Annotated in this window: 20 protein-coding genes; 3 read left to right on the top strand and 17 right to left on the bottom strand. The window is 62.0% G+C overall.

The features are described from left to right. Positions 1–50: 50 nt before the first annotated feature. From ACTJKY_RS03350 to ACTJKY_RS03295, 12 genes are all read right to left on the bottom strand, one after another. Positions 51–2,084, bottom strand: a complete 2,034-nt coding sequence (locus ACTJKY_RS03350; RefSeq protein WP_440844192.1) for a glycosyltransferase family 9 protein — start codon at positions 2,082–2,084, stop codon at positions 51–53. Continuing rightward, complete coding sequence (locus tag ACTJKY_RS03345) at positions 2,069–3,070, bottom strand: hypothetical protein (RefSeq protein WP_440844190.1); 1,002 nt, start codon at positions 3,068–3,070, stop codon at positions 2,069–2,071. The genes ACTJKY_RS03350 and ACTJKY_RS03345 overlap by 16 nt, the downstream gene beginning before the upstream one ends. Before the next feature lie 98 nt (positions 3,071–3,168). Then, entirely contained in the window at positions 3,169–4,341 is a 1,173-nt protein-coding gene (locus ACTJKY_RS03340) for a hypothetical protein (protein WP_440844188.1), read from the bottom strand. Between the two features lie 142 nt (positions 4,342–4,483). Continuing rightward, positions 4,484–5,659, bottom strand: coding sequence for a lipopolysaccharide biosynthesis protein (locus ACTJKY_RS03335; protein WP_440844186.1), 1,176 nt, complete (start codon positions 5,657–5,659; stop codon positions 4,484–4,486). A 31-nt stretch (positions 5,660–5,690) separates the two neighbouring features. Further along, positions 5,691–6,569, bottom strand: coding sequence for an ABC transporter permease (locus ACTJKY_RS03330; RefSeq protein ID WP_440844184.1), 879 nt, complete (start codon positions 6,567–6,569; stop codon positions 5,691–5,693). An 85-nt stretch (positions 6,570–6,654) separates the two neighbouring features. Next, complete coding sequence (locus tag ACTJKY_RS03325; protein WP_440844183.1) at positions 6,655–7,350, bottom strand: hypothetical protein; 696 nt, start codon at positions 7,348–7,350, stop codon at positions 6,655–6,657. Beyond that, the gene (locus ACTJKY_RS03320) at positions 7,350–8,843 is read right to left on the bottom strand and encodes a glycosyltransferase family 2 protein (RefSeq protein WP_440844182.1); all 1,494 of its coding nucleotides are present in this window, start codon (positions 8,841–8,843) and stop codon (positions 7,350–7,352) included. The genes ACTJKY_RS03325 and ACTJKY_RS03320 overlap by 1 nt, the downstream gene beginning before the upstream one ends. Positions 8,844–8,853: 10 nt before the next feature. Continuing rightward, positions 8,854–9,486 (bottom strand): HAD family hydrolase, encoded by a 633-nt coding sequence (locus ACTJKY_RS03315; RefSeq protein ID WP_440844181.1) that lies wholly within the window; start codon positions 9,484–9,486, stop codon positions 8,854–8,856. Then, positions 9,479–10,129, bottom strand: coding sequence for a hypothetical protein (locus ACTJKY_RS03310; RefSeq protein WP_440844180.1), 651 nt, complete (start codon positions 10,127–10,129; stop codon positions 9,479–9,481). Before ACTJKY_RS03310 ends, ACTJKY_RS03315 begins: the two co-directional genes overlap by 8 nt. Positions 10,130–10,173: 44 nt before the next feature. Then, complete coding sequence (locus ACTJKY_RS03305; protein WP_440844179.1) at positions 10,174–12,138, bottom strand: hypothetical protein; 1,965 nt, start codon at positions 12,136–12,138, stop codon at positions 10,174–10,176. 56 nt (positions 12,139–12,194) lie between these two features. After that, complete coding sequence (locus ACTJKY_RS03300; RefSeq protein ID WP_440844178.1) at positions 12,195–13,220, bottom strand: polysaccharide biosynthesis/export family protein; 1,026 nt, start codon at positions 13,218–13,220, stop codon at positions 12,195–12,197. A gap of 235 nt (positions 13,221–13,455) precedes the next feature. After that, positions 13,456–14,118 carry an ABC transporter ATP-binding protein gene (locus tag ACTJKY_RS03295; RefSeq protein ID WP_440844177.1) on the bottom strand — a complete coding sequence of 221 codons (663 nt, stop codon included), beginning with the start codon at positions 14,116–14,118 and terminating at the stop codon, positions 13,456–13,458. A gap of 322 nt (positions 14,119–14,440) precedes the next feature. Between ACTJKY_RS03295 and ACTJKY_RS03290 the strand changes: the two genes are divergently transcribed. Continuing rightward, a complete protein-coding gene (locus tag ACTJKY_RS03290) occupies positions 14,441–14,593 on the top strand; it encodes a hypothetical protein (RefSeq protein WP_440844176.1) in 153 nt (50 codons plus the stop codon). A 406-nt stretch (positions 14,594–14,999) separates the two neighbouring features. Here the strand turns inward: ACTJKY_RS03290 and ACTJKY_RS03285 are convergent, their stop codons facing one another. From ACTJKY_RS03285 to ACTJKY_RS03265, 5 genes are read right to left on the bottom strand one after another with little or no spacing between them, the layout of a single operon-like run. Next, positions 15,000–16,217: a glycosyltransferase family 4 protein gene (locus ACTJKY_RS03285; RefSeq protein ID WP_440844175.1), complete on the bottom strand. Its 1,218-nt coding sequence runs from the start codon at positions 16,215–16,217 to the stop codon at positions 15,000–15,002. A gap of 55 nt (positions 16,218–16,272) precedes the next feature. Continuing rightward, the gene (locus ACTJKY_RS03280) at positions 16,273–16,920 is read right to left on the bottom strand and encodes a D-glycero-alpha-D-manno-heptose-1,7-bisphosphate 7-phosphatase (RefSeq protein ID WP_440844173.1); all 648 of its coding nucleotides are present in this window, start codon (positions 16,918–16,920) and stop codon (positions 16,273–16,275) included. Beyond that, entirely contained in the window at positions 16,917–18,371 is a 1,455-nt protein-coding gene (gene rfaE1 / locus ACTJKY_RS03275) for a D-glycero-beta-D-manno-heptose-7-phosphate kinase (protein ID WP_440844171.1), read from the bottom strand. The genes ACTJKY_RS03280 and rfaE1 overlap by 4 nt, the downstream gene beginning before the upstream one ends. Before the next feature lies 1 nt (position 18,372). After that, complete coding sequence (locus tag ACTJKY_RS03270; RefSeq protein ID WP_440844169.1) at positions 18,373–19,503, bottom strand: AGE family epimerase/isomerase; 1,131 nt, start codon at positions 19,501–19,503, stop codon at positions 18,373–18,375. Between the two features lie 45 nt (positions 19,504–19,548). After that, on the bottom strand, positions 19,549–22,119 hold the full coding sequence (locus ACTJKY_RS03265) for a glycosyltransferase (RefSeq protein WP_440844167.1): 2,571 nt from the start codon (positions 22,117–22,119) through the stop codon (positions 19,549–19,551). Between the two features lie 178 nt (positions 22,120–22,297). Here ACTJKY_RS03265 and ACTJKY_RS03260 point away from each other — a divergent pair, with 178 nt between their 5' ends. Continuing rightward, a complete protein-coding gene (locus ACTJKY_RS03260) occupies positions 22,298–23,791 on the top strand; it encodes a glycosyltransferase family 9 protein (protein WP_440844165.1) in 1,494 nt (497 codons plus the stop codon). Between the two features lie 2 nt (positions 23,792–23,793). Further along, positions 23,794–24,360, top strand: a complete 567-nt coding sequence (locus tag ACTJKY_RS03255; RefSeq protein WP_440845213.1) for a glycosyltransferase family 9 protein — start codon at positions 23,794–23,796, stop codon at positions 24,358–24,360. Positions 24,361–24,486: the final 126 nt, after the last annotated feature.

The raw sequence follows: 24,486 nt of genomic DNA, 5'->3' as shown, positions 1-24,486 counted from the left end.
TATACTGTCAGAGGATTCTCGTTGCCACCGCAGGATGTGACGCTCCCGTGCTAGGCGGCCGGCAATATGTGCATGATGGCCTCCAGAACCTCGGCCACTTCGATGCTGGTGATACACGCGGCGGCTTTTCCGCAAAACGAGAGGTCGTTGAGGCCGCACCCAGTGCACGGTACACGCTTGCTGAGGATCACACCTTCCCCGTCTTGACCCCATTCGTTCCAATTCAGTCGATCGACGTGCAGGCTTACCGTCGGCACGCCCCGGGTGGCAGCCAAATGCTTCGGCCCCGAGTCATTTGCGACGACTAGTACGGCATTCGATATGATTTCATCAAAATCGGACATCGGGATCTTCGACAAAACGTGAACCCGCGGACTTTCCTTTTTTAGATCCGATATGGAATTGGCGACGTTATCGTCGAAAAACAAGACAACATCATAGTTCGTCTTTTCCAGCAGCAAGTTGGAAAGCCCAATGAACTTCGACAGGGGCCAGCGGTTGATCGGGTGCCTGGCACCGGTATGAAGAACCACATATTCACCCGGCGAAAGGTCGCCACGCGCCCAGGACGCCTTGTTCCTGCGGACCGGCGGTCTCTGGGGCGCACTGGCAACACCAAGCGCCTCGATCAACCCCAGTACGGCGGCCGAGTGCGGCATCTTTTCGAGAAGATTGACCTTGTCGCGCGATCGGATCGAGATGCCGAAATCGAGATACTCGAACTCTGCCGGATTGAAGCCGACAAGATAGTGGGCGTTGCATAGCAGCAATAGAGGCCGCGTTTCGTTGCCTGGGGAGAGATCGATTGCCAAATCAAAGGCACGACGCTCCAGGACGCGGGTCAGTCGATCGTGTTCCTGCGCGGAAAGGCTGCGCTTCTCCGTGGCGGGATCATAGGCGAGCGAGACCGTCAGCACCTCGTCCACAATATTGCTGGCATCGACAATATCCCCATGGGCGGAGCTCGTGAGCGCAGTGATCGACGCCGCGGGGAAGAGCGCGCGCAGCCGGGAAATTGCCGGGAGCGATGCGGAGAGGTCGCCCAGTTGGTCCGCGCGCATCACCAGGATGGATCGAATGTCCCGATCGAAAATGGTGCGCGCCGCCGGGCGCACCACCGCCGGCAGCGCCTCCACATAGGCATCGCAGTCCAACATCGCATCCGGAGGCGACGGCACATAGCCGTTAGAACTGGCAAACTCTTCGTCGCTATCTACCGACCCGACCGTCACGAACAGACCGGCGCGCTCGATGTGCGGCCCCGCGGCGATGCTCAGCCAGTGCCGCCCGGGCGGGAGCTGAGCACTGTCGATCCACAGGTTGAAAATCCGGAGCTTCAACGCCGCATGCGTCTCCGCGGGCTTCGTCGGCACGCGCTGGATCAGCCGCGCGTCGTCCCCTATGCCAAGCCAGAGTTCCACATGATTGGCCGCGCGCACCGACAGGACGCGCCCTCGAAGTGCCACGACACCGGCGAGAAACGGCTCCTTCAGTCCGTCGCGGCTCAACGTCATCGAGCCGACCTGATCCAGCTTGATGGCCGCGATCGTGCCGCCGGCCAGTCGCGGGGGCGCCTTTCTTCTTTCCATCAGCGAGCCGAGCGCAGCACGCAGTTGCGCATCGCCCAGCCGCACCCGTCCGGGCAACGCCGCCGCGGTAATCGCCGCGGGGGGCGCCAGCGCGGCGGCATCCTGGCGCTCGGGCTCTGCCGTGACGTTGTAAGAATGCAGGCGAAAACCTTCCCGCCTGTGCGCGTCAGCCGCTTCGGCCAGTGCTTTCGGGCGCTGTGCGGGATCGCGTACCGACAGATAGGAGGCCAGCGCACCCTCGATATCGCCGAACGCCTTCAAGGAGTTGCCGATTTGGATCTTCAGATCTTCACGCCAAGGCAACCAGTCCAACGCGCGGCGGTACTGGTAGACTGCTTCCACCCATTCAGCACGCTCGCGCGCTACGTCCCCCCGGCGCACGTAGGGCAGGCCAAACCGCAGGCGAATCAGCTTGGCAATGCCCCTGCTTTTCCTCGGTACGTCCGTAGACGCCGCAGCGCGTGCGGCGCGCGGCTTTCTCAAACGCCCCTCCATGCCACGAAGCCATAGCAGGTTGCCGGGAAGCCATCGACTGCCACTTTCAGATGCTGTGGCGCGCCAAGCCAATCGCCAATGGCCGCGGGCAGATCATGATGGAAGGGCGGCAAATCGATAAACCGGTCAAACGGCTTGTCGCCCAGCGCGAAATCGAGCGCCGCAACTTTATGGCCTTCTGCCTGCAGCCGTTGTGCCAGCTGCTCGAAATGATGCCGCTGAAAGAGCACGGTGCCCCAGTTATCGATCGTGGGCCCATCCGGGTTGATATTGAATTCCGTGGTATGGACCGAAATGCCGCCGACCTTCAGAACCTTGAGCGAGTTCGCAATGAAATCAAGGCCCTTCTGAATAGAGCCGAGATGCTCGAGTGCACAGACCGACCAGCAGAAGTCATACTCCCGCAGATCGTCGGGAATGTCGTTCATGTCCACGTAGCGCAGGCTGACTTTTTCGTCGAACGTCGCGCGATCGACGAGATGCGCGTGGTACGCCAAGTCGAGGCTTTCGGTATGCTGGCTGGTCGCCGACCAACCGGCAGCCTGCGCTTGCACGGGCTCCATATCCGTCATCGTGATGTCGATGCCACGTGCCGCGAAGTAGCTCGGCAGAGGCTCGACGCCGCACCCGAACCCCAAACCGCGTGCACCTGCGCGGCGATGGCCATGCTCGTGGATGATTTGGAGAACATAGGCCAGTTCCCAAACCTTGCGATGATAGGTAACGGGAATCTGAAGCTCGCGACACCAATATGCCGCCCATTCACTCTCGATGTCCGCCTGAACGGAGGCCTTGCACGGCAGCCCGAGAAAACCGGGCTCGTTTTCGCCACTGGGTAACTCGGTGACCGCGGCCAACTGACGGGCCAGCTCATAACCGAAATTCTTGATGTTCAAATACGCGAGCGGAAGATTTTTCACCACCTCCGAAAGCGCATTGATATTAGGACGAGAATCATCATCGACGAGAGAAAGAAGCAGCTTCATCTTATCTCGGTCCGTCGAAGTTATTTTGGCGACCATACGTCAGTTCTTTCAGAATGTTGCAATTCTCGTGCCCAAAAGAAGCGAGAGATCAATGATTTCTATAGCCACCGCGACGTTCGTCTCGCAATGAATCCCGCAGCGCCTGGTTCGCGGTCAAAGGAAGGCTGATACGGCCCCAGGCGAAGTTGCGCTACATCATGACCCTGCGAAAGCAAGTTCAGACAAATGCGCTCCAGGCCGGTCCGCGTAAAGTGCGGAGCGTAGGCACCGGTCCCGACCACGTGCACCGCCAGCCCCTGTGGCCGCAGGCAGCTGAAGGACCATTCCAACAATCGCTCGACCAGCTTCGCGTCGATGCTGGCGCCGAGCCAGGAACCACAGACAAAATCGAAATCCAGAAGATCCAGCGCCATGGCGTTCTCGGGCGCGGCAGCGTGAAGATAGTGGACAGCCTCGTCGGATGCCGAAGGCGCCTGCGGTCCGACAATTGTCGCCCTGCAGCCGCGCTTGGCAATCAGGGCGACGAGCGCCTCGTCGGCCTCGCCAAGGATCAGCCCTTCCGCGCCCGGCTGCAGTATCTCGAAACCGTCAAGGCTCTGCAGCATATACGCCGAGGACCAGTTCATGAACTCATTCGGCGATGTAAGGCCAAGCTCGCGACAGCGAGCGACATACGCGGTTTCACGCAGCTGCGCCCTGGTTGCGATCTGGGAGGTCGGATGCTTGAAAGACGGCGCTGCAATCTCGACGATATGCGCTGCCCCCTTGAAACTGGCCTGGTTTCCGAAACGCGTGGGCGCGCCATCGCGCCGCTCATCCATCGCCGCCTCGGCCTCGTCGTACAGACGTTCGACGCCGATCATGATGTCGCTGGCAGAGGCATCCGTCTGGCCCGCTACCAAGCCCATCAGCGCATAGCGTGCGCCGCGGAACGCCTCGAACGTGACCTCCACCCTACCGAGGTTGAGCGCCAGCCTGTTGAGCTGGATTCGCTCGCTCGTGACCATCCGCGCGACCGCACCCGGCTCGTCGGGAAGCAGGTGCACACGCAATACAAGCGTGCCCTGCTTCGCCTCCAGGTGAAACAGCGTCACCTCAAAGCGGGCGCGGCCGCGCGCCAGCCGCACATATTCGGTGTGGAATGCGTAGGTAGGATCCGCGTTCGGGGTGGCCCCGCCGATCCCCTTTATGACGCTCGCGGTGTGGCCATGAAAGGAGAATGGATCGAGCCGCGACAGAGTCGATTCAAGTCGGTCCATTATCTCGCTCATCGAACTGTTCCTTCGCGCGTGAGTCGCCAGGGCCGCGCAGATCCTGCCACTCGGCGGGAACGCCGGCCGGGGCGAGTGGCCCTAGCCGAGCGCGACGATCCGTGATCGCAGATCGTATGATGCACACTGGAAGCTGCCCCAATCAGGCCGTGTGCTCGCGAACACCGGCGGCGATCAGCCAGCTGATCGAGTAGAGCAGCAGGGTTCCGATCAGCACGGTGAGCGTGACGCGCCACCGTTCCGGATACAGGCTCTTCACCGGCGTATTGGGCTCGACCACGTGCACGATATAGAGTTGCTGCCGCTGTGCCTGCTCGCGGGCAACCGCGAGGGCGGCGACGGCCGCCTCATAGCGCTTTGCCAGAAACTCCTGCTGCAGCTTGAGCTTCTCGTAGCCGCCGATGTCCGTAGCGATCGCATCGCTCGGCCCGGTCAGCTTTGCAGATGCGGCGGCGACCTGCCCTTCCAGCGCCTTCACGGTAGCGACCATCGAACGATATTGGGGGCTGTCGGGACGAATCGCGCCGCGGACGACGTTCAGCTGCGCACGGGCAGCGGCAAGCCGTTCGTTGAGCGATCGCACCAGCGAGATCTGGGCCTGGCCCGTGATCAACGGATCGATATCCGATCGCGACTGCCGGAACTGCGTCATCTGGACTTGAATGTCGGTCAGTTCCTTTTCGGCCTTGATCACCTGCTGCTTCGCCGAGGCGATGGTGTCGTTGTAGCTCCTACGGTTGAGCTCGTTCACGCGCCCTTCGCCAAGCTGCAGAAGCTTGCGCACCAACTCCACCGAATCCTGCGGCCGGAAACTGCGCACCGTCAGCGTGGTGATCCCCGTCTCGGCAATGTAGGAGACCGTCACCATGTTCTGATAATAACGGACGAGCGATTCCGGGGTCAGGTTGGAGGTCCGGAGCCGGCTGAAATAGTCCACGCTGGGTAGGCTATAACGCTTCACCAGAGAATCTTGCTGCTCGAGCGCGGCAACGGCATCGTGCGACGAAAGATAGTCCGCGACGCTCATCGCCTCGCTTTGGGCGGAGCTAGCGCCGCCTGCCAGGCTGATGATCTGGCCGATGCCGCCCCCCATGGCGGGTGCCGCCGGGGTCGCGGTGCTCCGCACGAGAAAATGTGCTTCGGAAGCATATTGATCGGATGCAAACCCGAACAGATACGTCGCCACCGCCGTCGTGGGCAGCACGACGACGACGAAGAATAGATAATGCGCCTTCATCCACGCCCAGATGCGCTGGAGGAACGACGCACGATTGGCGACGTCTAGGGTGACCGGCTGTATGATACCATGCATATTCATGCCAGAGTGCCTTGTTCGAACTTGCTCATTTTCAGCGCAGATGGAGGCGCTTGCGGCACCTGGAAATAAAGACGAGGCCCAGCCACGTCTGAATGGCGCAAACCGCTATCAAGTAACCACCGTCAAAATATTTGGGGCTTGCGCTGTTGAACTGCCCATAGCGGCAGAGTTCAAAAATGTGCGGCAATGGGAACCAGAGCACGACGCTGCGGTACGGTTCCGGAATCCACGAGACTTGGATGAAGGCGCAGGACAACGGAATCATGAAATAGGCGTATGGGTGCACCAGTCGCTCGAGCGTCCTGTTGTCGTGCGTAACGCTGGAAATGATCATGGACTGACTCCATGAACACCAGAACATCGCGGCAATGCCTAGAAAAAGGTAGAGGGGGCGCGCAGGCAGCGCCATCAACCCGATTCCCCACAACAGGGCGGACAGGATAAGATATGTCGTGAAGGTACCCGCGGCCTCAAGGAGCGCACGCGCCAAGATCACATCGAAGATGGTGATCATGCGATGATAGAGGAGCACCGAGCTCGCTTCGACAATGCCCTCGGATCGGTTAACGATCTGCCGGAACATGATGAACGTCGTGTACCCGAGAACGGTAAACGCCAGCGGCTTGATGTCGCTCCCATAGGCAGTGTGCCCGGAGCTGTGGAGCAGCGCCATCACGCTGGCAAGGATCATCGGCTCGGCGAACATCCAGAGGTATCCGATGTTCTCGCGGCCATATCGCGTATGAACTTCGCGCATCAACACCGCGCCAACGACGCGACTTTGAATGATGAGCGCGCTCAGGAACGAGCCATTGCCTCGCTCCTTGGTGATCACTGGCCCCATCGTGCCCACTTCGAAAAACGCATTGTCGGTACCTGCAGGACAATTAGCTTGAACCTCAAGGCTCACGCTTCATAGCGGATGCCGGAGTCAGGGTCCGATACCCCCCCGCTGTCGAGATGTCGATGGGCAGCAGGCCGGTTCGGCTTCGCCGTCAGGCGGTCATCTTTATGTCGCGTACGTTCTGAACCGCGGCGACTTTCACGGCCGATCCTTCCGCAAGCACGCCGTTGTACAGCGGACATACGAACAACAAACCGTTGTAGGCGAGGGCATCCCGGTGCGACAGGCTGTGCGCGATGGCACGAAGCAGCGTCGGTGCATCGCGGAAGAAATAGACGCCTGCCGACGCGTGCGACGAAATGACCTTCTTTTCTGCCGTCCGCAGCACGTTGCCTTGTGCATCGAGCTCCGCATAGCTGTAGGCAGCGTTCGACGACGGGAAAGTAAGCAGAAGGCCGCCCATCCTGGGATCGGCAAAGGCGGCCACGGGATCGACATCCCCGTCGAACAGAATGTCCGCCAGATCGACGCATATCGGCGCTCCGGCATCGGCAAGGGCAACGCCGCACAAGGTCGTCAGAACAGCACCGCTGGTATACGCACCTAGGAAAATATGTTGGGCACCCGGATACCAGGTCGCGAGGCGCTGCTCTGCAAAAGCGCGCGAGACATGGGTATCGCGCAAGACGAACACCATGTCCGCTGCACCAACCGTCCCCGCGCGCCACCAACTCCTGCTCTCCAGCGCCCGGCGGAGGAGCGGCTGACCTTCAACGATACGATCGGCGCGTGTCTGATTCGCGCCGATCTCGAAGTCCGGCCCGGCGAGGGGAACGATGACGCGCATCAGCGGCTATGCGCCTGAAGATAGCTCTCGAGATCCGCGGGGGTGCCGAGCCCCGACATCGCTTCAGGCGAGACTTCGTATACGCCGATACGGGCACCGTTGCGGATCATGTAATTGTACACCGGGCAGGTGTAGAATTCGTTGTTCACCCGATCGTTGCGGGCGATCATGTCAACTGCGGCGCTGACGAAATCGCTGCCCCGTCGGAACAGGTAGATCCCGACCGTCGCGAGGTCCGAGATTGGCTTCTTTTCGGCTACTTCCGTCACCAAACCGTTCGCATCCACGCGGGCGAAGGACCACTTCGGATCGCGGTTTGCGTCGCGGAACACCAGAATCGAGCCGTCGAGATCGCGCTTGAAGCAGTCTTGGACATAATCGTCCACCGAGAAATCGACCAACTGATCGGAGTTGGCGACCAGCAGCGGATTGTCGTTGTCGAATGCCGCACGGGCGAGCAGCAAGGTGCAGGCGGTTCCTTCCGTGAGGCGGTCGACATGCGTGAACTGCAAGCCGAGACCGGAAAGCGTCGCCAGATCCGACTCGCACCGCTCCGCATGTTCCCGCCGCACGAGCACCCGCACCGAGGCGTTCTTCGGCGTGACATTGTCGATCACGTGCCGAATCATGGGCTTGCCCATCACGTCGATGAACGGCTTGGGCTTTGCATAGCCGGCCTGCGCGAAACGGCTTCCCTCGCCGGCGGCCGGGATCACAACCTGAACCGCGGGATTGGCCTCCTGGGCCGGTGTGGCGAGCGTCCGCAAGATGCGTCCCTCCTCATATTCTTCGATTTTGATGGGCGAGTAGAAGCTGTGATAGCTGGAGGCTGACACCTCGACGCTGCGCACCACCCCCCCGCCGAGAATGATCTCGTTCAGCGCAGGCGCGATATAGTAAAGCCCCTGATGGCTCGCACCGGATTCGATGCATGACTTTGCTGCCTCAATGAACGTCGCGGCCGTCTTGAAATAGTACAACCCGCCAATAGCATGGCGGCTGATGACCCGCTTCTCCGCCGCCTGCGAGACCTTTCCGAAGTCGTCGATGCTGACGTATGACCAGCGGGGGTGCACGGAGTCGAACGTGACAACCGCGGCATCACACTCGCTCGTCTTGAACTCGTTTAGAATGTCGCCGAGATTGGCATCGATGATCTGATCGCCATTGGAAATGACCAGCGGCGCATCGGGATCGAGATCATCCACCGCCAGAAGACATGTGCACAGGCTGCCCTTCGTCTCAGCGCCCAGCTGGATGATCGTGGCACGGCCATCGGTGATGATGTCGAGCGAGCGGTCCAGCGAGAACGCAGCCGCGTCCTCCCGGCGGATGATGAAGACGAAGCGTGCGCCGGGGTCCAGGGGCTTAAGCCCCTCCACAACGCGCTCGATCATCGGGCGCCCAGCGACCTCGACGAGAGGCTTGGGAAAATGAAAATCCTCCTTTTTGAAGAAGGCCGATTGAGTTGCGAGCGGGACGAGAATTTGCACGATAGGTTCCTCAGTTCACTGCTGCAGCATTGATCGCGTCGATGGTCTGGCGAACACGCGGATACGTGACGTCGTTGGTTGTGCCGATCGTCATCAAATGCGCGCCCGACGCTCTGGCAGCCTGGATGCCATGATCGTTATCTTCCAGGATGAGCGTCTCGGCAGGCGTGACGCCAAGCTTTTCCATCGCGAGGTTGTAGATGGCCGGATCCGGCTTGCCGCGCTGGACGTGTTCCGCCGACAGCTGCAGGTCGAGATAGCCGTCGAGCTTAGCCAGACTCATCATCAGCTTGACCGAATCGACGATCGAGTTGGAGCATACGGCGAGCTGGTACCCCTCCTGCTTTAGCCGCGACAATGCATCCCGGTGATGGAACACGGGCCGGCACCGCGCATAAGCGATTTCCTGGGTGAAGCTCTGTTTCAGCCGATTGGTAAAATCGTGAAGGCCTCGCGGGAAGCCGCGCGTTTTCGTCAGCATGTTCAGCTTGTCACGCGTGGGCAGCCCGTCGAACGTGGCGAGATGCGCGTCGCGGGCAATCGCCATGCCGAAATGATCAAGCGCGAGGTTCAGCGCCTCATAATGCCAGTCCTTGGCATCGATGAGCACGCCGTCCATGTCAAAGAGTACCGCCTTAATCATGTTGCCTTCCTCGTGTTTCAAAATAGGCGCGCGCTTCTTCGGGGAAATCAGTGCACAACAGCATGGGGTTGGCGTGGCGGTGCTCGATGTCGCGCCAGGATGCCCAGGCATCGAGATGCGGGCGACGGTGCAACTCCGGCGACACCAGCGCTATCTCACCTGCGACGGCTTCCGCGGCTTCTCCGATCGCCGCAGCATCGGCAAAGGGTCGCTCGAAGGCGTCCAGCCATACGCCGGAAGCCTGCGAATCCAGGCTAGACGGGCCCTCAAATTCGCTCCTCCGAACATAATAGGGCATGCCAGCCCGACGATAGCCCAGCAAATCCGGAACAGACATGTCGAAAACGACATAGTTCGTCACGCCTGCTTCCTGCAGCATGCGCTCGAGCGCAGTCTGGAGGCCATCCGCCTTGATGTTGAGCGCCAGCTTGGTGGGCACGGGATATTCGCGATAGATGTCGAGCAGATGGCGAAACGGCATCGCTCCGGCTAGGGGCGCGTCGTGACTCACGACCAGTTCCCCGTCGCAATCCCGTACATCCGTCTCAATGCCGAAGCCGGCGGCAAACGCACGCCGGAACGCCACTTCGCTGTTCTTCTCTTCCGGTGTTCGCCAGAATCCCCGGTGCGCTAGAAGTTCCACCTCAACCTCCCCCGAATCAATGGATAATTATACCCGCAGGCCGATCAGCAAAGCGTCGCGAGTATCTGCCGAATTTCCTGCGCCGTGCTTTGATCGGCATCGGCTCTGATCTCGTTTTCCAGCTGAGCGATCGTCCTGCGGCCGCGGAAGATTTCGAACCGCACCGAAGAGCGCAGGATTTCCCGGACATTGGTGCCGTGCTCGAACAGGATCGTCCGCAGGTGCGTGTGGGGGAACAAGCGCACGCGATACGCCGGGTCGACTGAGGTCTCGGGGGTCACGATGGACCGCAGCAGTTCGTAACCGTCCATCAAGCGATCGAAGGCCGCACGATCCACCACCATGTAGCGATCGCCCACGCCCTCGATATAGGATGCGTGCGGGTCGTGATCGAACAGGCCCCAATTAGAGTCGCCGGTCAGCATCTGGCCGTGGATGTGCGCCCCCAGCGGCCCAACGACTTCGGTTAGATCAGAGCGGATCAGCAGGGCGTGGGTGACCGGGCGCCCGGCATGTCTCTCCGCATCTTCCACGAGCGCGCGGTGGCCGGCGATGCGGTTCCACATGCGGCCCTGATTGAGCACCGGCGTAGAATTGCTGAACACCTCCGCCAGACGCGAACCAAGCTCGTCCATGTAGGTCGCGTCGTCCGCGATCGAGACGAAAGCGTCGCCGTCGAAAAGCTGCCGCAGCATCGCGGCGTCGACGACCTGTGTTTCCCTGCAATCGTCGATCAGCTTGCGCGTGATGTTGGGGATGAACGGCAAGGCATCCCGCACCGAAAGCGGGCGATGCGGCGCGAGGGCATGCGCGATGGGTGGCGGCAACAAGTCCTGAAGGAACGGGTAGCCGTCACTTTCCTGGAGCTCGCGCTGGCCGCTACCTTCCCAGGTCGCGATCCCGAAGCTCAACCTCCCGCTGTCCCCAACGAGGCTCCGCAGCTCGTTCTTAAGATAGGTCGCGAGCGGCGAGAGGAGATACTTGCCGAACCGTACCTGGCCGAACAGGCCAACATAAAGGTGCATCCCTCCCGGCGCGGCTTGCGCCGAATAGGTCGGCGCAAGGCTGCCGATGGCCGCAAAGGCCTCTTTGGGCTGCAATTCGCAACGCAGTTTCCGCGCCCGGACTTCGATCGAGTTCAACTTGGCGGCGCTTCGCGGATTGGAATCCTGCACGACCGCATTGCGGTCGACCAACGCGCAGTGCTCGGACATCATCCGCGCAGCAACGTCCTTGAAGGCAGCATCCCCGTCTTCGGAGAGGATCAGCAAGGACTTGACGAACACCGGGTCCGACGCGCTCTCCGGTCGCGTGAGGAGGCGGGAGGCAAGTGCCTTCGCCTCGGTCCACTGGCGGGTCGCAACGGTGTACGCGAAGGCGGTCGACAGGATCTTGGTCGCAGTCGTCGCAGGCAGCCGGCTGACGAGGCGGGAAAACACATCCACGCGCAAGTGCAGTGCGTCCGGCACCAGGAACGTCCAGCGCTGGAGGTGCGCAAAGAAATCGTCGGGGTCGTCGATATCGTCGACTAGGGTCTGGAGAAACGCCTCGGCGATCGAAAGCCGCGCCGTTTCCATTTCGGGGCCGGGGAGCGTATCGGCGAACGGCGCGACGACCTCGGCGCTGTAGCTCGCGAGCGTCGCCAGCAAATCCCGCCGCAGTCGATGGAAGGTGGGAACGCCAACGACGCTATCGCGCGAGACGCCGCCCAGCCAACCCATCGCCTCCCGCAATCGGCCGTGCTGCCGATGGTGCTGCGCAATCAGCAGCCGGATGTGCGGATGGCCGCGCAGTTCCGCGGGCATCCGCTCCAGGATGCGATCAGGCGTGTTCGAGATCCCGGCAGTGGTCGACACGACGAGGAGTTCGAGCGTGGCACGAAAATGCTCGGGATTGGCAGTAACAATTGCCTCAAGCCGCGCAGCAGCGCCCGCCACGTCGCCCGAGTCACGAACTGCGACGCACTCGCTTACTTTGTCATCTAGCGACAAGGCCGTCGTCTCTTCCACGCCAACTTCTCCAGTCATCCACCCGCTCGCCAAAATTATAGAATGTCGTGGATAAATTATTGAGACAGCGCCCTAGCCGTGATGAACGGCGAGAAGAGCTGATTCAGGATACCGACGAACTTCGAGATACGGTTGATCTTCGCGTTGCTGACGTAAAGCACGTCCCCCGTCCGCATCATGAATTTCTGAGCGAGGAAGTAGCTTTGCGGCTGCATCAGATCCAAACGATAAATCACCGGCTTGGACTCACCGCCATCTGCGGGGCGCACATAGCGGAAGAGGAATATGGCCTTGGGGTTCGCCAACGCATCATTCGGCCCACCGGCGCGGGCAATAGCCTCCGCGAGGCTGAGCTCCGTCTGATCGAAGGTGACCTGGGTCACCTTGGTCGCAGCACCGAAGACAGTATAGGTTTGCGGTTCCTTGATAAGCTCGACGATATCATCGGCGCGAAGGCGGATGTCGTCGGGAGCGCCGACGCGGATGCGATCAAGCCGCTCCTCGATAACCCTGCCGCTGCGATTAAGCCGGACGAGAATATCCTGGGCGTTGCTGGCCGTGCCACCTGCCTCCGCAATCGCTGCCGAGAGGCGCTCGCCCCGAAGACTGAGCTCGATGCGGCCAGGCTTGCGAACGTCACCGGTCACGTACACGGTATTGCTCAGATTGCGCTTGAGCAGCACCATCGCCTGCGGCGACTGGGAACGCGGGGCATAGCCACGCTCGATCATCCTGGCGATTTCAATGGGCGTCCGGCCGGCCACCATCAGCGAACCGATGTAGGGCAATTTGATGCTGCCGTTCCGGTCGACCGGAATGGCCTCGAATTCCTGCGACCGCGCCGCCGGGATGGAACCGTCGGCGCCGGGGACAGCGCCGCCGAACATGCTGACGCCAACTTCGAAGATTCGGATTGCCAGGACGTCGCCGGGGCCGACGACGTCATTTGCGAACGAGCTCTCACCCTCGGCGAGCTGCGCCAAGGTAACTGCCTTCGCATCCGCCTGGCGATCGTCCTCGACGATCTTGCTGATCAGCGGCGGCGTGATGTCCACCAGCTGCATGCCGATGTTGTTCTCCACGCTGCTAACCGAGCGCGTGACTTGACCCGCCGTCGGGCCGTTCGTGGGCAGCGTCGCGCACGCGGAGAGGCCGATAGCGCTCGTCAGAACGACACAGATGCGCGACCTTCTAAGAGGTGGGGTAAACAGCAAAGTTCTCCAGGGTGGTCGAACGAAAAAAGTCTTTAGGAAAGCTGTTAGCTCGGACGATGGCCCGCCGCACATATAGAGTGGCGTCGCCTAGCTCAACCGGAAGCTAGTGCGACAAGGTCTGTAGCCGATGGTGCACCTCGGTCGCCTCGTCGATCGTATCGTAGAAAACCAGGCTTCCGCCGTATACGACCGCCCCTCTGCGGCAATATTGGCGCAACATGCCAGGGTCGTGCGAGATCATGATCAGCGTGGCATTATCGCGGCGGTGCAGGAGCGCCTCCTCGCAGCGAATGCGGAAGCGCTCATCCCCCGCCCCCGTGATCTCGTCCACCAGATAGCATTCGAAGTCGATCGCAAGCGAGATACCGAAGGCCAGCCGCGCCACCATGCCGGCAGAATAGGTGCCCACGGGCTGATGAAGATAAGGTCCTAGCTGCGCGAAATCCTCAACATAGTGGAGAACTTCCTGCTCCGGCTGATTGTAGATGCGTGAAATGAACCGAGCATTATCCGCGCCGGTCAAATTGTGATAGAAACAGCTTGAATAGCCGATCGGCCAAGACGAACTCATAGCCCGAGTGACATTACCCGACGACGGAAATTCAACCCCCGCAATCATACGCATCAGCGTCGACTTGCCAGCGCCGTTCGCGCCGCAAATACCCACGCTATCACCCTTGGCGATTTCGAAATTCAAATCATTAAATACGCGCTTCTCAAACTTTCGAATGTGATACGTTTTGGAAACATTCTCAAACTTGATCATCAGCGTTGCTTTCAAACGTAAACGGCGTCACGCGCGGTAGGGCGTGTGCGGTGCTGCGCCGTCAAATTCGGTTGCAGTCTATGCGTTCGCCGGATGTTGCGCGTCTAAGCAAGAATCCCCCTGTGTTCAATCTGTTCGTTTGAGTGAATCCTCGTCGGGCGCTCCGGTGTGCGGGGGAGGCGAGGCAAGGTGCCGGCGCGGGGAAGCCGCGGGCTGGAAGCGGCCGGCGAGTCCGGCCCGCCCGGCACAGGCTCTTGGACGAGCATGGCTAAAGGCTAGCGCGGATCGACATTCACCATAGCCAGATCATGGCGGCGGCGAGATGGACGAACCCGGCGAAGTGGATGGTACGACGCTTACAGCGTGTTGCGAAGCGGCGGAAATGTTTGAGGCGGCCGAAGCATCACTCGATCCGGTTGCGCTGTTTGTAGACGGTCGCGTCGTGGGGGATGGCGATCTTGCGGCAGCCGTTTGAAGGGATGACTGCCTTGGCGCCCATATCCGCAATGATGACGCGTAAGGCATTGCCGTCATATGCTTTTCGGCGAGTACGGCCGCACCGTCTCGCCCATGGAGCAGAGCCGGTGCCCGGGTGATGTCGCCGGTCTGGCCGGGCATGAGGATGAAGCGCAGCGGGCGGCCGAGTGCGCCGGCCAGCCTGTAGACCTTTGGTCAGCCACAAACACCCGTTCACAAACAACCGGTTACCGCCGCCCAAACGCCCCGGGTCCGCCACTTGCCCGCCAACAGCGATGCAATCCGTTGCCATTGCGCATCGCTCAGTTCGTACCGCTTCACCGCTGTCACTCGCTCCGCGCCTCAACACGGATGCCTATGAATCAGTGATCAGCTCTCTTAGGAATCCCGAATGTCGATCCGCCTTAGGCACCCCAGCGCGCGAAAAGCGCCGCCAGCCTCGCCGCATAGTTTTCGGGGGAGAATAGCAAGGATCGCCGACGCCCCTTTTCTTCCAGCGCCAGGCGCAGACTGGGGGCGGAGTCGATTGCCCGGATTGCATCGCGGATGCTGTCGACGGACAGGGGATCCACCAGCAGCCCGGCATCCCCCACGACCTCGCGTAGCGACGCGTTGCCGGAAGCGATCACCGCGGTGCCGGCGGCCATCGACTCCAGCGCGGGGAGCCCGAATCCCTCGTACAGGCTCGGAAACAAAGTCGCCTTCGCATTGCGGATAAGGTCCACCATCTTGTCGCGTTCAAGATAGTCGTAGAGACGGACCCGTCGATCTAGCTGCTGTGCAAGCGCCTTCAGTCGACTCTCCTCGGCGTGACATCCCCATCCACCGGCGGCCACGACGACGAGCGGCGTCGCAATGCCGGATGCTTCGAATGCGTCCAGGATGCGTCCGACATTCTTCTTGGGCTCGATTGCGCCGAAGAACAGCAGGTACCCCTTGGGGGCAAGGTCTTGTGATCGCACCCAGGATTCATCCCCGGCGCGGGTCTCCAGTGTCATCTTGCTGTCAAAGGCCTGGAACGTATTGTGAACGCGCTCCGGCGTGATCTCGAACGTCGACAGGATGTCGTCGCGCGAGGTTTCGGACACCGTCAGGACGTCGGCTCCCAACGCGGCGATGGCCCTGCAGGTGCGCAGATATTCATCGCCCCCACGAGAAATCATCCAAGGAAACTTGATCGGCACGATGTCATGCACTGTGTAGACGTTGCGAGCCCCCGGGACGTAGAGGGGGAGCGGATAGGTCCAATGGGCAAGCTCGACGTCCGGAACATGCACGGCGGCGAACCTGCCGGTGCGGCGGAAGTACATCTTCGCCGCGCGAAACAGGCGCGCCCGGTTCCAGGTCGCCGCGCACGCCGCTTGTCGAAAGCCCAGCTCGCTTGCCAGGGCTGCCTGGTCGCCCGCGCGCGGGCGGTAGCCGAGCGGAGCCGCAAGAAGATCATAAGCCTTTAGCAGTGCCCGTCGCCCGGGAAAGGCCGGTCGCGATTCGAGCTCTTCTCCGAGTAGCAGCTCGACGCGGTGCCCCAAGGACTCGGCCGCGGCAATGAACCCCCGGCCATAAGTTGCAATGCCAGTGCCCTTGGGAAGTGCAAGATTGTAGCCGTCAACAAGGATGTTCATAATAAATCGATACGATTCCGCTGATAGTCGGCATGATCGAGGCGCCGGTCGTAAACTAGTCCGATGGCGCGGGATCGCCAGCAACTGGGGTATTCTCCGCAGTCGACCCCAAGGGATGCGGCGCAAACGCCTGCAGGTGGCAGGCAGCCTCTAGAAGCGACGCTGCAATCCGGTGGCCGGTCGCGCTCGCCCAGTCACGATCCTGCGCGCCATTGCCGGTGGTGACGAGGATGCCCGCGGCGCCGACGCGGTCTGCCGCCTCGAGATCGCTTCGCTTGTCGCCAATGACTACCGACCGCGCAAGATCGAGATTCAACCGGTCCGCCGCGTCGTGCAACATCCCCGCCGCGGGCTTTCGGCAAAGACAGGCGTCTTCCGGGCCATGCGGGCACATGAAGATGCCCTCCAGTTGGACGCCTTCCGCCCGCAGCTGCGCCTCGACGGCATCGTTGACGCGCGCAGCTGCCTCCAACGTGAAATAGCCGCGCGCGATGCCCGACTGATTTGTGACCATGACGAGAACCCAGCCGGCATCCTGCAACATGCGCATCCCCGCGGCGGCATCCGTCTCCAGCGCCACCTGCAGCGGATCGTGCAGATAATGGCGCTCGACGATGATCGTCCCATCGCGGTCGAGAAAAGCGGCGCGGCGTGCCTGGGGCGGCCTATCGTCGCCGTCGCGCAGAATCGTCGCGGACGTCACTCCTGGGCCGCCAGGAGCGTGGCAACCCGCGTGGTGCTGCGGCCGGGCAACAGCTCGAAGCGACGGACGTCTCCTCCTCTGGCCAGAACCACATCCGCGCCCACGATGTCCGCGATAGCATAGTCCGCGCCCTTAACGAGAATGTCCGGCTGCAGCGCACAGACGAGGTTGAGCGGCGTATCTTCCGAAAAGGCGACCACGGCGTCCACTGCCGCGAAACCGGCGAGCACATGGCCGCGATCCTCCAGTGCATTCAAAGGCCGCGATGGGCCCTTTAGGCGGCTGACGGAAGCATCGTCGTTCAAGCCGACGATGAGACGGTCGCATTGGCTGCGCGCGAACTGCAACAGCTGCACATGGCCTGCATGGATGATGTCGAAACAGCCATTGGTGAAGCCCACCTTGAGGCCAGCGGCCTGCCACTCGGCGGCGCGCGCCGCGGCGGCTTCAAGATCGAGGACCTTCACGAAGCTGCTCGACCGGTTGGTCATCTGATGCGAAAGCTCGTCGAGCAGCTCGCTCCGAGTGAGCGTGGCGGTGCCATGTTTTGCCACCACGATCCCGCCGGCGGTGTTGGCGATCCGTGCCGCGCCCGCCTGGTCTGCGCCAGCCCCAAGCATGAGTGCAAGGGTCGCGACGACCGTATCGCCCGCTCCCACGACGTCGTACACATCCCGCGCACTCGCCGGGATGTGCGTGACCGCGCCGTCGTGCGAGCGCAGCGACATGCCCTGTTCGGCACGAGTCAGCAGGACCCCCGATACGCCGAACTGCGCCGCGATCGCCGAGACCGCCTCCTCAGCCGACGCGTCGTCGATCGCGCGTATCCCGGTGGCGGCCCGCGCCTCCGCCACGTTTGGCGTGATCAGCGTCGCACCGCGGAACCTGTCGAGATGCACGGTTTTCGGATCCGCGACGACGGGGATGCCTGCCACGAGCGCCTGCTGGATCAACGCCCGCGTGAGGGTGTCCGTCAAAACCCCTTTGGCATAGTCCGACAGGATCAGCACGTCATGCGCGCCAATCTCGCCGGCCACGGTTTCCAGCAGGGCCCTCTGCACGTCCTCGCCGAAGTCCGAAGTCTGCTCGCGATCGACGCGGAGGAGGTGCTGCCCGGACGCGGTGAAGCGCGTCTTTTCGGTGGTCGGGCGGGAAGGATCCCGCACCGCCTTCAGAGCGATGTGTTCGCTGCGCTGAAGCGCGCCGGCCAGCTCCTCCCCGGCGGTATCGCAACCGAGTACGCTGACCAGCGTGCAGGTAGCGCCAAGCGTCACGACGTTGCGTGCGACGTTCGCCGCCCCCCCTGGCACGGTCTTCGCATCGGCGAAGCGAAGGATCGGGACAGGGCTCTCGGGTGAGATGCGGTCGACGGAACCTTCGACGAAGCGGTCGAGCATGATGTCGCCGACGCAGAGTACGCGAACCGTATTGAAGATCGGCAGGTTATCCATTTCAGGCCTTGTCGAACAACGGGATCAATCCCGTCACGATGTGGTACAGGGACGACGCCGGAGCAGATTCGGCAATGATCTCGCCCCGTTCGTCGAGGCGATCATGCCACGCGCCAGACGGTGCGTGGGCCAAAAACCGGCGAAACGCGGCGATGCATTCCATCGTTGCTGCGTAGGTATCCAGGGGCATCGTCGTGGCCACTGTGCACACGGTGCGCAGACGCTCGGTTTGCTGCCAGAGGCGGGAACCCCTGTCTACAGGCTGCCCAGCCGCGTCGACGGCCGCTATCACGCGCCCGTCCTGGACGCCGTGCGTCGTGCCGAACCTGTACAGCCCCTCCACCTGCTTGCTGAAGTCTCGCTCGAGCATGCGACCGGCCTGATCGAGGAGATAGGCCCATTCGAACTGATGGCCGGGCTCGCGAAGGGTGCCCAGCACGTCCGGATGCGGCGACCAATCGCCATCGAAGAACTCGCCGATCGCACCGGTTGACGCGTCGATGAGAAAACGGTCTGCAAGCGTCGCGATCGTGTCTGCCGTCGCGCGGAAAACGCCGTCCTCCCCCAGTGCCAGCCAGGCCAGCATCGCTTCGAGAAGGTGCATATGGGGATTGGACCGAAGCGGCAACCGACGGGGAATCTCTTCCTCGAAGCCAAGTATCGGGTGGGGCAGCGATGCACGCAAGCGGCCGATCAGATTCAGCGCTTCGTCGCGAATGGCCGTTGGCCTTCCCCTCACCTCCCATACCGAAGCCAAGGCCAACAGCACGAAGCTCTGATCATAGAGATCGACATCGTTCGCGTGCACGTTGCCCTGATTGTCGATCGCGGCGCGATAAAGGCCGTCCGGCCGCCGAAAGCAGCGTTGCAACGCTGCAAAGCCATGGTCCACGGCCTGCAGCCAAGGGCCGTTCCACCCCAGGCGTCCCGCTTCGGCATAGACGAAGATCTGGCGCGCCTGCACGCGCAAGCGCAACGGGCGTCGCTCAGGAACGCCATCCGCACGAAGCTTGTCGTGGAAACCGCCCCCCGGGCCATGATGCGCACCGCGTTCCCACCAAAGCGGAAGTGCTGCATCGAATAGCCACGTCCGCAGCGCGTCCCGCTCACCGTCGAGGGTCGGGTGCTGCACGGCACGGGCAGCGGCGGCAGTGCTAGCGCTTACCATGCTCCACCCTCAGCTTTCATTTCGGCTTTCTTTCGTGACCTGCGTGAAATTCAACGGTCGCGGTGCCTGCAGACGCTGGAAGGGTGGCGCCAGGCGGTCGAAATGCGGGTTGTAGTAGGGGTCCCGTGCATAGTGCCCCCAGCGCAGCTGCAGCGTTTGCGTCGCCAGGAAGGCCCGGCGCTGCTTCGCTTCGTCATCATTGTAGCCGCGCGATTTTGACTCGAAATGATAAAGGCAGGCCTGACCTTCATACATAACCTTAAAGCCGCGGGAACGCACCCGCAGACAATAGTCCGTGTCATTGCCCTCAACCGGGAATGCGGTTGCATCGAACCCACCCATCTCGCGGAAAACCGCGCTTCGCGTAGCAAGGCAGGCCCCCGTCACCATGGAGACCTCGCGGGTGAGCAGGTGTCGGTCGAGATAGCCCGGCGCGTTTGCTGCATCGCCAACGCCTTCGTGCGTGGCGAAGCTATGCCATTCATCCATCACCACGCCGGCATGCTGCACCGTTCCGTCTTCGAAGAAGAGCCGGGCGCCAGCGGCACCCACCTCTTTCCGAAGCGCTTGCGCGGTCAACTTGTCCCAGCAATCTGGAGAGAGCACGATCGTGTCGTTGTTCAGGAAGACGAAAACGTCGGCGCTCACATCTCGCACGGCGAAATTATTCATCGCAGCCCAGTTGAACGCCCCGTCGAACCGACAGACGGTGGCATAGGGCGATTCGGCAACCCGCCGCAGAAACGACCGAGTCTCGGGAAGCTCGCTCTGGTTGTCGATCACGATCAGCTTGAGATCGACACGGTTCTCCGGGCGAGAGGCCTCGATACTGCCGAGGCAGGGCATCAAAAGATCGAGCCGATCCCGTGTCGGGACGACGATCACGACGCTGGTTTGCGCCGGCACCGCCCATTGTATGCGAACGGCGTCCGTGGGCGCCTCCATAAAATCGCGCAGAGGTTCGACCGTCGCCGAAACGTCGGTTCCCGCCAGATGTTCGCGAACGACGGCCAAGCGCTCCTGCTGATCCGGACCTGCGACCTGACAAAAATTATACAGAACGCGAGGGATATGCGTCATCCCTGCCCCCCCAGCCGCCGCCCGCAAGACGAAGTCGTAGGAACATGCGCTGCCCAGGCCCGGCCGGAAGGAAAGCTTCGCGACCAGGGTTGTACGCAGCGCCAGCACCGGGCCGCACAGGTCTTGCTGCAGCGCCAGCGTCGAATCGAACGCCTGCCGAAAGGTCGGGGCGACATGCCGCGCCGCGAGCGAAACAGGATCGCCAACAAGTTCGTCCGAATCCGAATAAGCGATGTCTGCACCCGCGCGCATCGCATCCGCGAAAACGGCGACCGCATCCGGGGCGAGCGTGCACCCGGCGGGAACCAGCAACGAGACCGCGTTCTGCGTGCCGCCAATGCGTTCGTTCATCAGCGCCGCCAGCGCATTGTCGGCGATCGCATGACCGGAGACACGGGAACGCCCGCCGAACCGGTCCACAAAGGCATCGACGGCCAGCTGCATCTCGTGGCGAAGGTCGTCCTCGGCAAAGAGGACGGTGATTTCCTCCGGGCACGCGGTCTGTTGCGCGAGCGCCGCAAGGGTCCGCTCCAGCGCGTGCGGCGTTCCCCGGGTCGCGTCCACGAGAACCTGCATCGCAGCATCTGCTGCACCGGCCACCATGCGCTGGTGCGAAGCGCCGTAGTAGGTTCGATGATATTCGTCGTAATTATCGAGCGCAAAGCCGAGCGCCGCGTTGAATTCGGGCAATTTGCTCTCGATACGGTGGATCATTTCCCGCAGCGCCGCCAGCTCCGCGCGGATCTGCCCGATACTGTCGAGGGGCGGGGCGCGGAAATCGCGGGTCTCGAACCGCCCGAGAACCGCGCCGGTGCTCGCCTCACGAACCTCGGCCAGCCGGTCCGTCCCGGCGAGGCTCCCCGCAGGGAAGCTGATCTCGAAACCGGTGGCGCCGGCATAACTCCACCGATCGCCGACGGGATGCGTATGGCTTCCCGTCCGCCCCGCGGCGACGAACCTTCCGCCCAGCCGCAGCTCGACGATCAAGACGCGATCGGGAAAGTTCCGATCCGTCGCCCAACCGGTCACGCTGGCATCCGACCATGCATCCAGCGCACCGACGATGCTTCTCGACGGCTGCTGGATGGACCGTAGCCCTGCGAGAAAAGCGCGCAGCGAGATGCCGCGCCACTCCCGCGCGATGCGCTTGCGAAAACGCCAGTCCCGGAACAGCAGTTCCAACAGGCGCGGCCAGCTGGAGGCGGCGCGGATGGCCTCGCGCGTTTCCTGGGCAAGCGGGAAGAAGTCTGCGGTCCATCGAATCAGGGCGTCGTCGGGCGGTGAGACGTACGCCCGCTCGTCGATCGGGAGGCGGCGCACCACTCGGCTGCGCAGGGCCTTGAATTCCGCGCTGCGAAACGCGCGCGGGATGCTGGTTGCCATCGACTCGGCTACGGCGGCGGCCAGCTCTGCCTCGGTGGGCGAACGCCCGCAGGCTAGGCGGTACAGATGCTCAATATCCTGCGCGGTCGGAATGCCGTCGTGACGGAACGCTGTCATGAAAACGAAATTCTCCGATCGGCCACAGGTGCACCGCGATCCCCGCCTTTCTCCGGCAGACGGGTGCGGGCTTTATCGAGTGTTTGGTTCGAGGTCTACATTGGTCGGAAGACCCCCTCGACGCTTCCGACGGGACTCACTAATGGCCTTGCAACCACTCTGGCGACGGGATCTACACGTGCACAAGCAGCGCTCTGCTGGTTTCTCTCAGTCGGGCGAACTGCGGCTACGGCAATTGGCGGCAGTCACGGGACCGTCGCTCGAATGGAACGGCTCTACAATCCTGGTAACGCAGGGCGAGGATCCGGGCGCAGTTGGAACCCATGATGTCGTCGTCGTCGACCGGATTTTGCAGCGCGAAACAGATTATCGTGCTGCCATTCGATCCTGGTTCGCAGCGACCAAGGTCGGCGGCCACCTCGTCATCGCCGTTCCGCATGCCTTCCTGTACGATCGGCGCTCGGTGCTGCCGGCGGCATGGGATCGTCGGCAGCGACGCTTGTACACCGCGGCCACGATTACCAGCGAGATCGAGGAAGCGCTCGAGCCCAACAGCTACCGCATCCGTCAGGTCCGGGATGACGACACCCACTATGATTATGCGGCGCCTGCCGAGGCAGAGCCAGTCGGCGCCTGCGACGTGGTGGTGGTTCTCGAGAAGATTCCGCAGCCCGATTGGACGGTGACGCCCGGCTCAGCCGCGTCGAGCGACGACGACACCCATCTGTTTTTCGCGCCGACGACGCGGGTGGAACGTGCGGCGAACCCCGCGAACGGCCTGCGCATCCTGTTGCTGAAGCTGGATCATCTGGGCGATTTCGTGATGGCCGTCCCTGCCCTCCAGCAGATACGCACCGCCTTTCCGGATGCGTTTCTCGAACTCGTCGTCGGGCCATGGAATGCGGATCTGGCGCGCGGATTTGGCATTTTGGACAAGGTCTCGGTCTTCTCCGCCTTTCCCCGCAATGCGAGCGAAGAGGATGTCGACGTCCTCGGACAACGCGCCCTTTTCGAGCAGACCGTAACCGAGCATTACGATCTCGCGATCGATATGCGGACCGACCCAGACACGCGCTTCCTGCTCGCCAGTGTCAAGGCAGATCTGCGGGCCGGGCTGGGCAATATCCAGAACCACCCCTTTCTCGATATCTTCCTACCGATCGACGAAAGTCGCGACGGCCGGGAGACCTCCTCGGAGGAACGCTGGGACCCAGGCCTGTTCGCATCGGCACTGCCCTGCGTGGCCAACCCGTTTCGAATCCGCCTCGACGGATCCGGGCGACCCAAACGCGGCGCTCTGGTCTGGGGTCCGTATCGCTGGCTTCGCCATGGCAGCTACATCTTCAAACCCCTGCTGGAAACGGGCCGTGTGCGACTTCCCGCGTCCCTCATCTTGGAGATCGTGATCGACGACCGCCCCGTTTGCCAGCAAACCATCATCAACGACACGATCCCGGAATTCGCCTTCGACGTCGGCCCGGGCGGCGGCGTTCTCCAGTTCAGAATATGGGCGCCGCGTTGGAAGCCGGCATTGCCGTTCAGCTTCTACGGAGGGCGACTCTTTCGGCAAGGCTCTAGCAACGTGCTGCATCAATCCGAATATCTTGCCTTGCTGGCGCGCCTGGTGGACATGCGCATGAATGAGACCGGCATGCTCGAACCCAAGGCTTGACCGTGCGAGAGGTTATCCTGTCACCCTTCTCGAACAGCTATGTTCGCGACTGGCCGGTTGATTACTATCGGATTTTGCTAGAAAAGTTGCTTGCAGTAGCGCCCAGCGACATCCTGTTCCGTGTCATCGGCACACAGGCACAGGCGCTACGCGCGCGGGATATCGTACGCCCGCTGGATGCAGGTCGGGTGTTTAATGATTGTGGTTGTCATACATGGGACGTGGTGGCGAGCGCGATCGGTCGCGCCGCGTGCGTGATCGGCAACAATTCAGGGGTCGCCCACCTTGCAGCCCAGCGCGGCGTACCGACCATCTGCATCTTTGGCGGGTCGCATCAGCGGCAGGAGTGGCGACCGGTAGGTCGCCATGTGACGATCGTATCGCGCGCCATCTGGTGCTCGCCGTGCCATCTGGACCGGTCGTCGCAATGTCGGTTCGACAAGGCCTGCCTGCGGGGGATCGATCCTGAAGACGTTGCATCGGCGGTGTTGCAGACCATGGCGAACGTGGGGGATTTCTGGCCGGCCCCCACGCCAAACGACCAAGCTGACGCCACGAAAGTGGGTTAGAAAGCCGAAAATCCTATCACGGACGAGAAACAGATTGTCCCTCGGTCGTAACATGGGCGATAGGTCCGATCTGGTTTTTCCTGTTGATTACCCCTCTTACAAACACCGGAACTGGGGTTCGGTATG

The sequence above is a fragment of the Sphingomonas sp. 22176 genome, assembly GCF_052045505.1.
GTDB lineage: Bacteria > Pseudomonadota > Alphaproteobacteria > Sphingomonadales > Sphingomonadaceae > Sphingomonas.
Note: the sequence above shows the minus strand (reverse complement) of the source record. Positions and strands in the feature narration are given on the sequence as shown.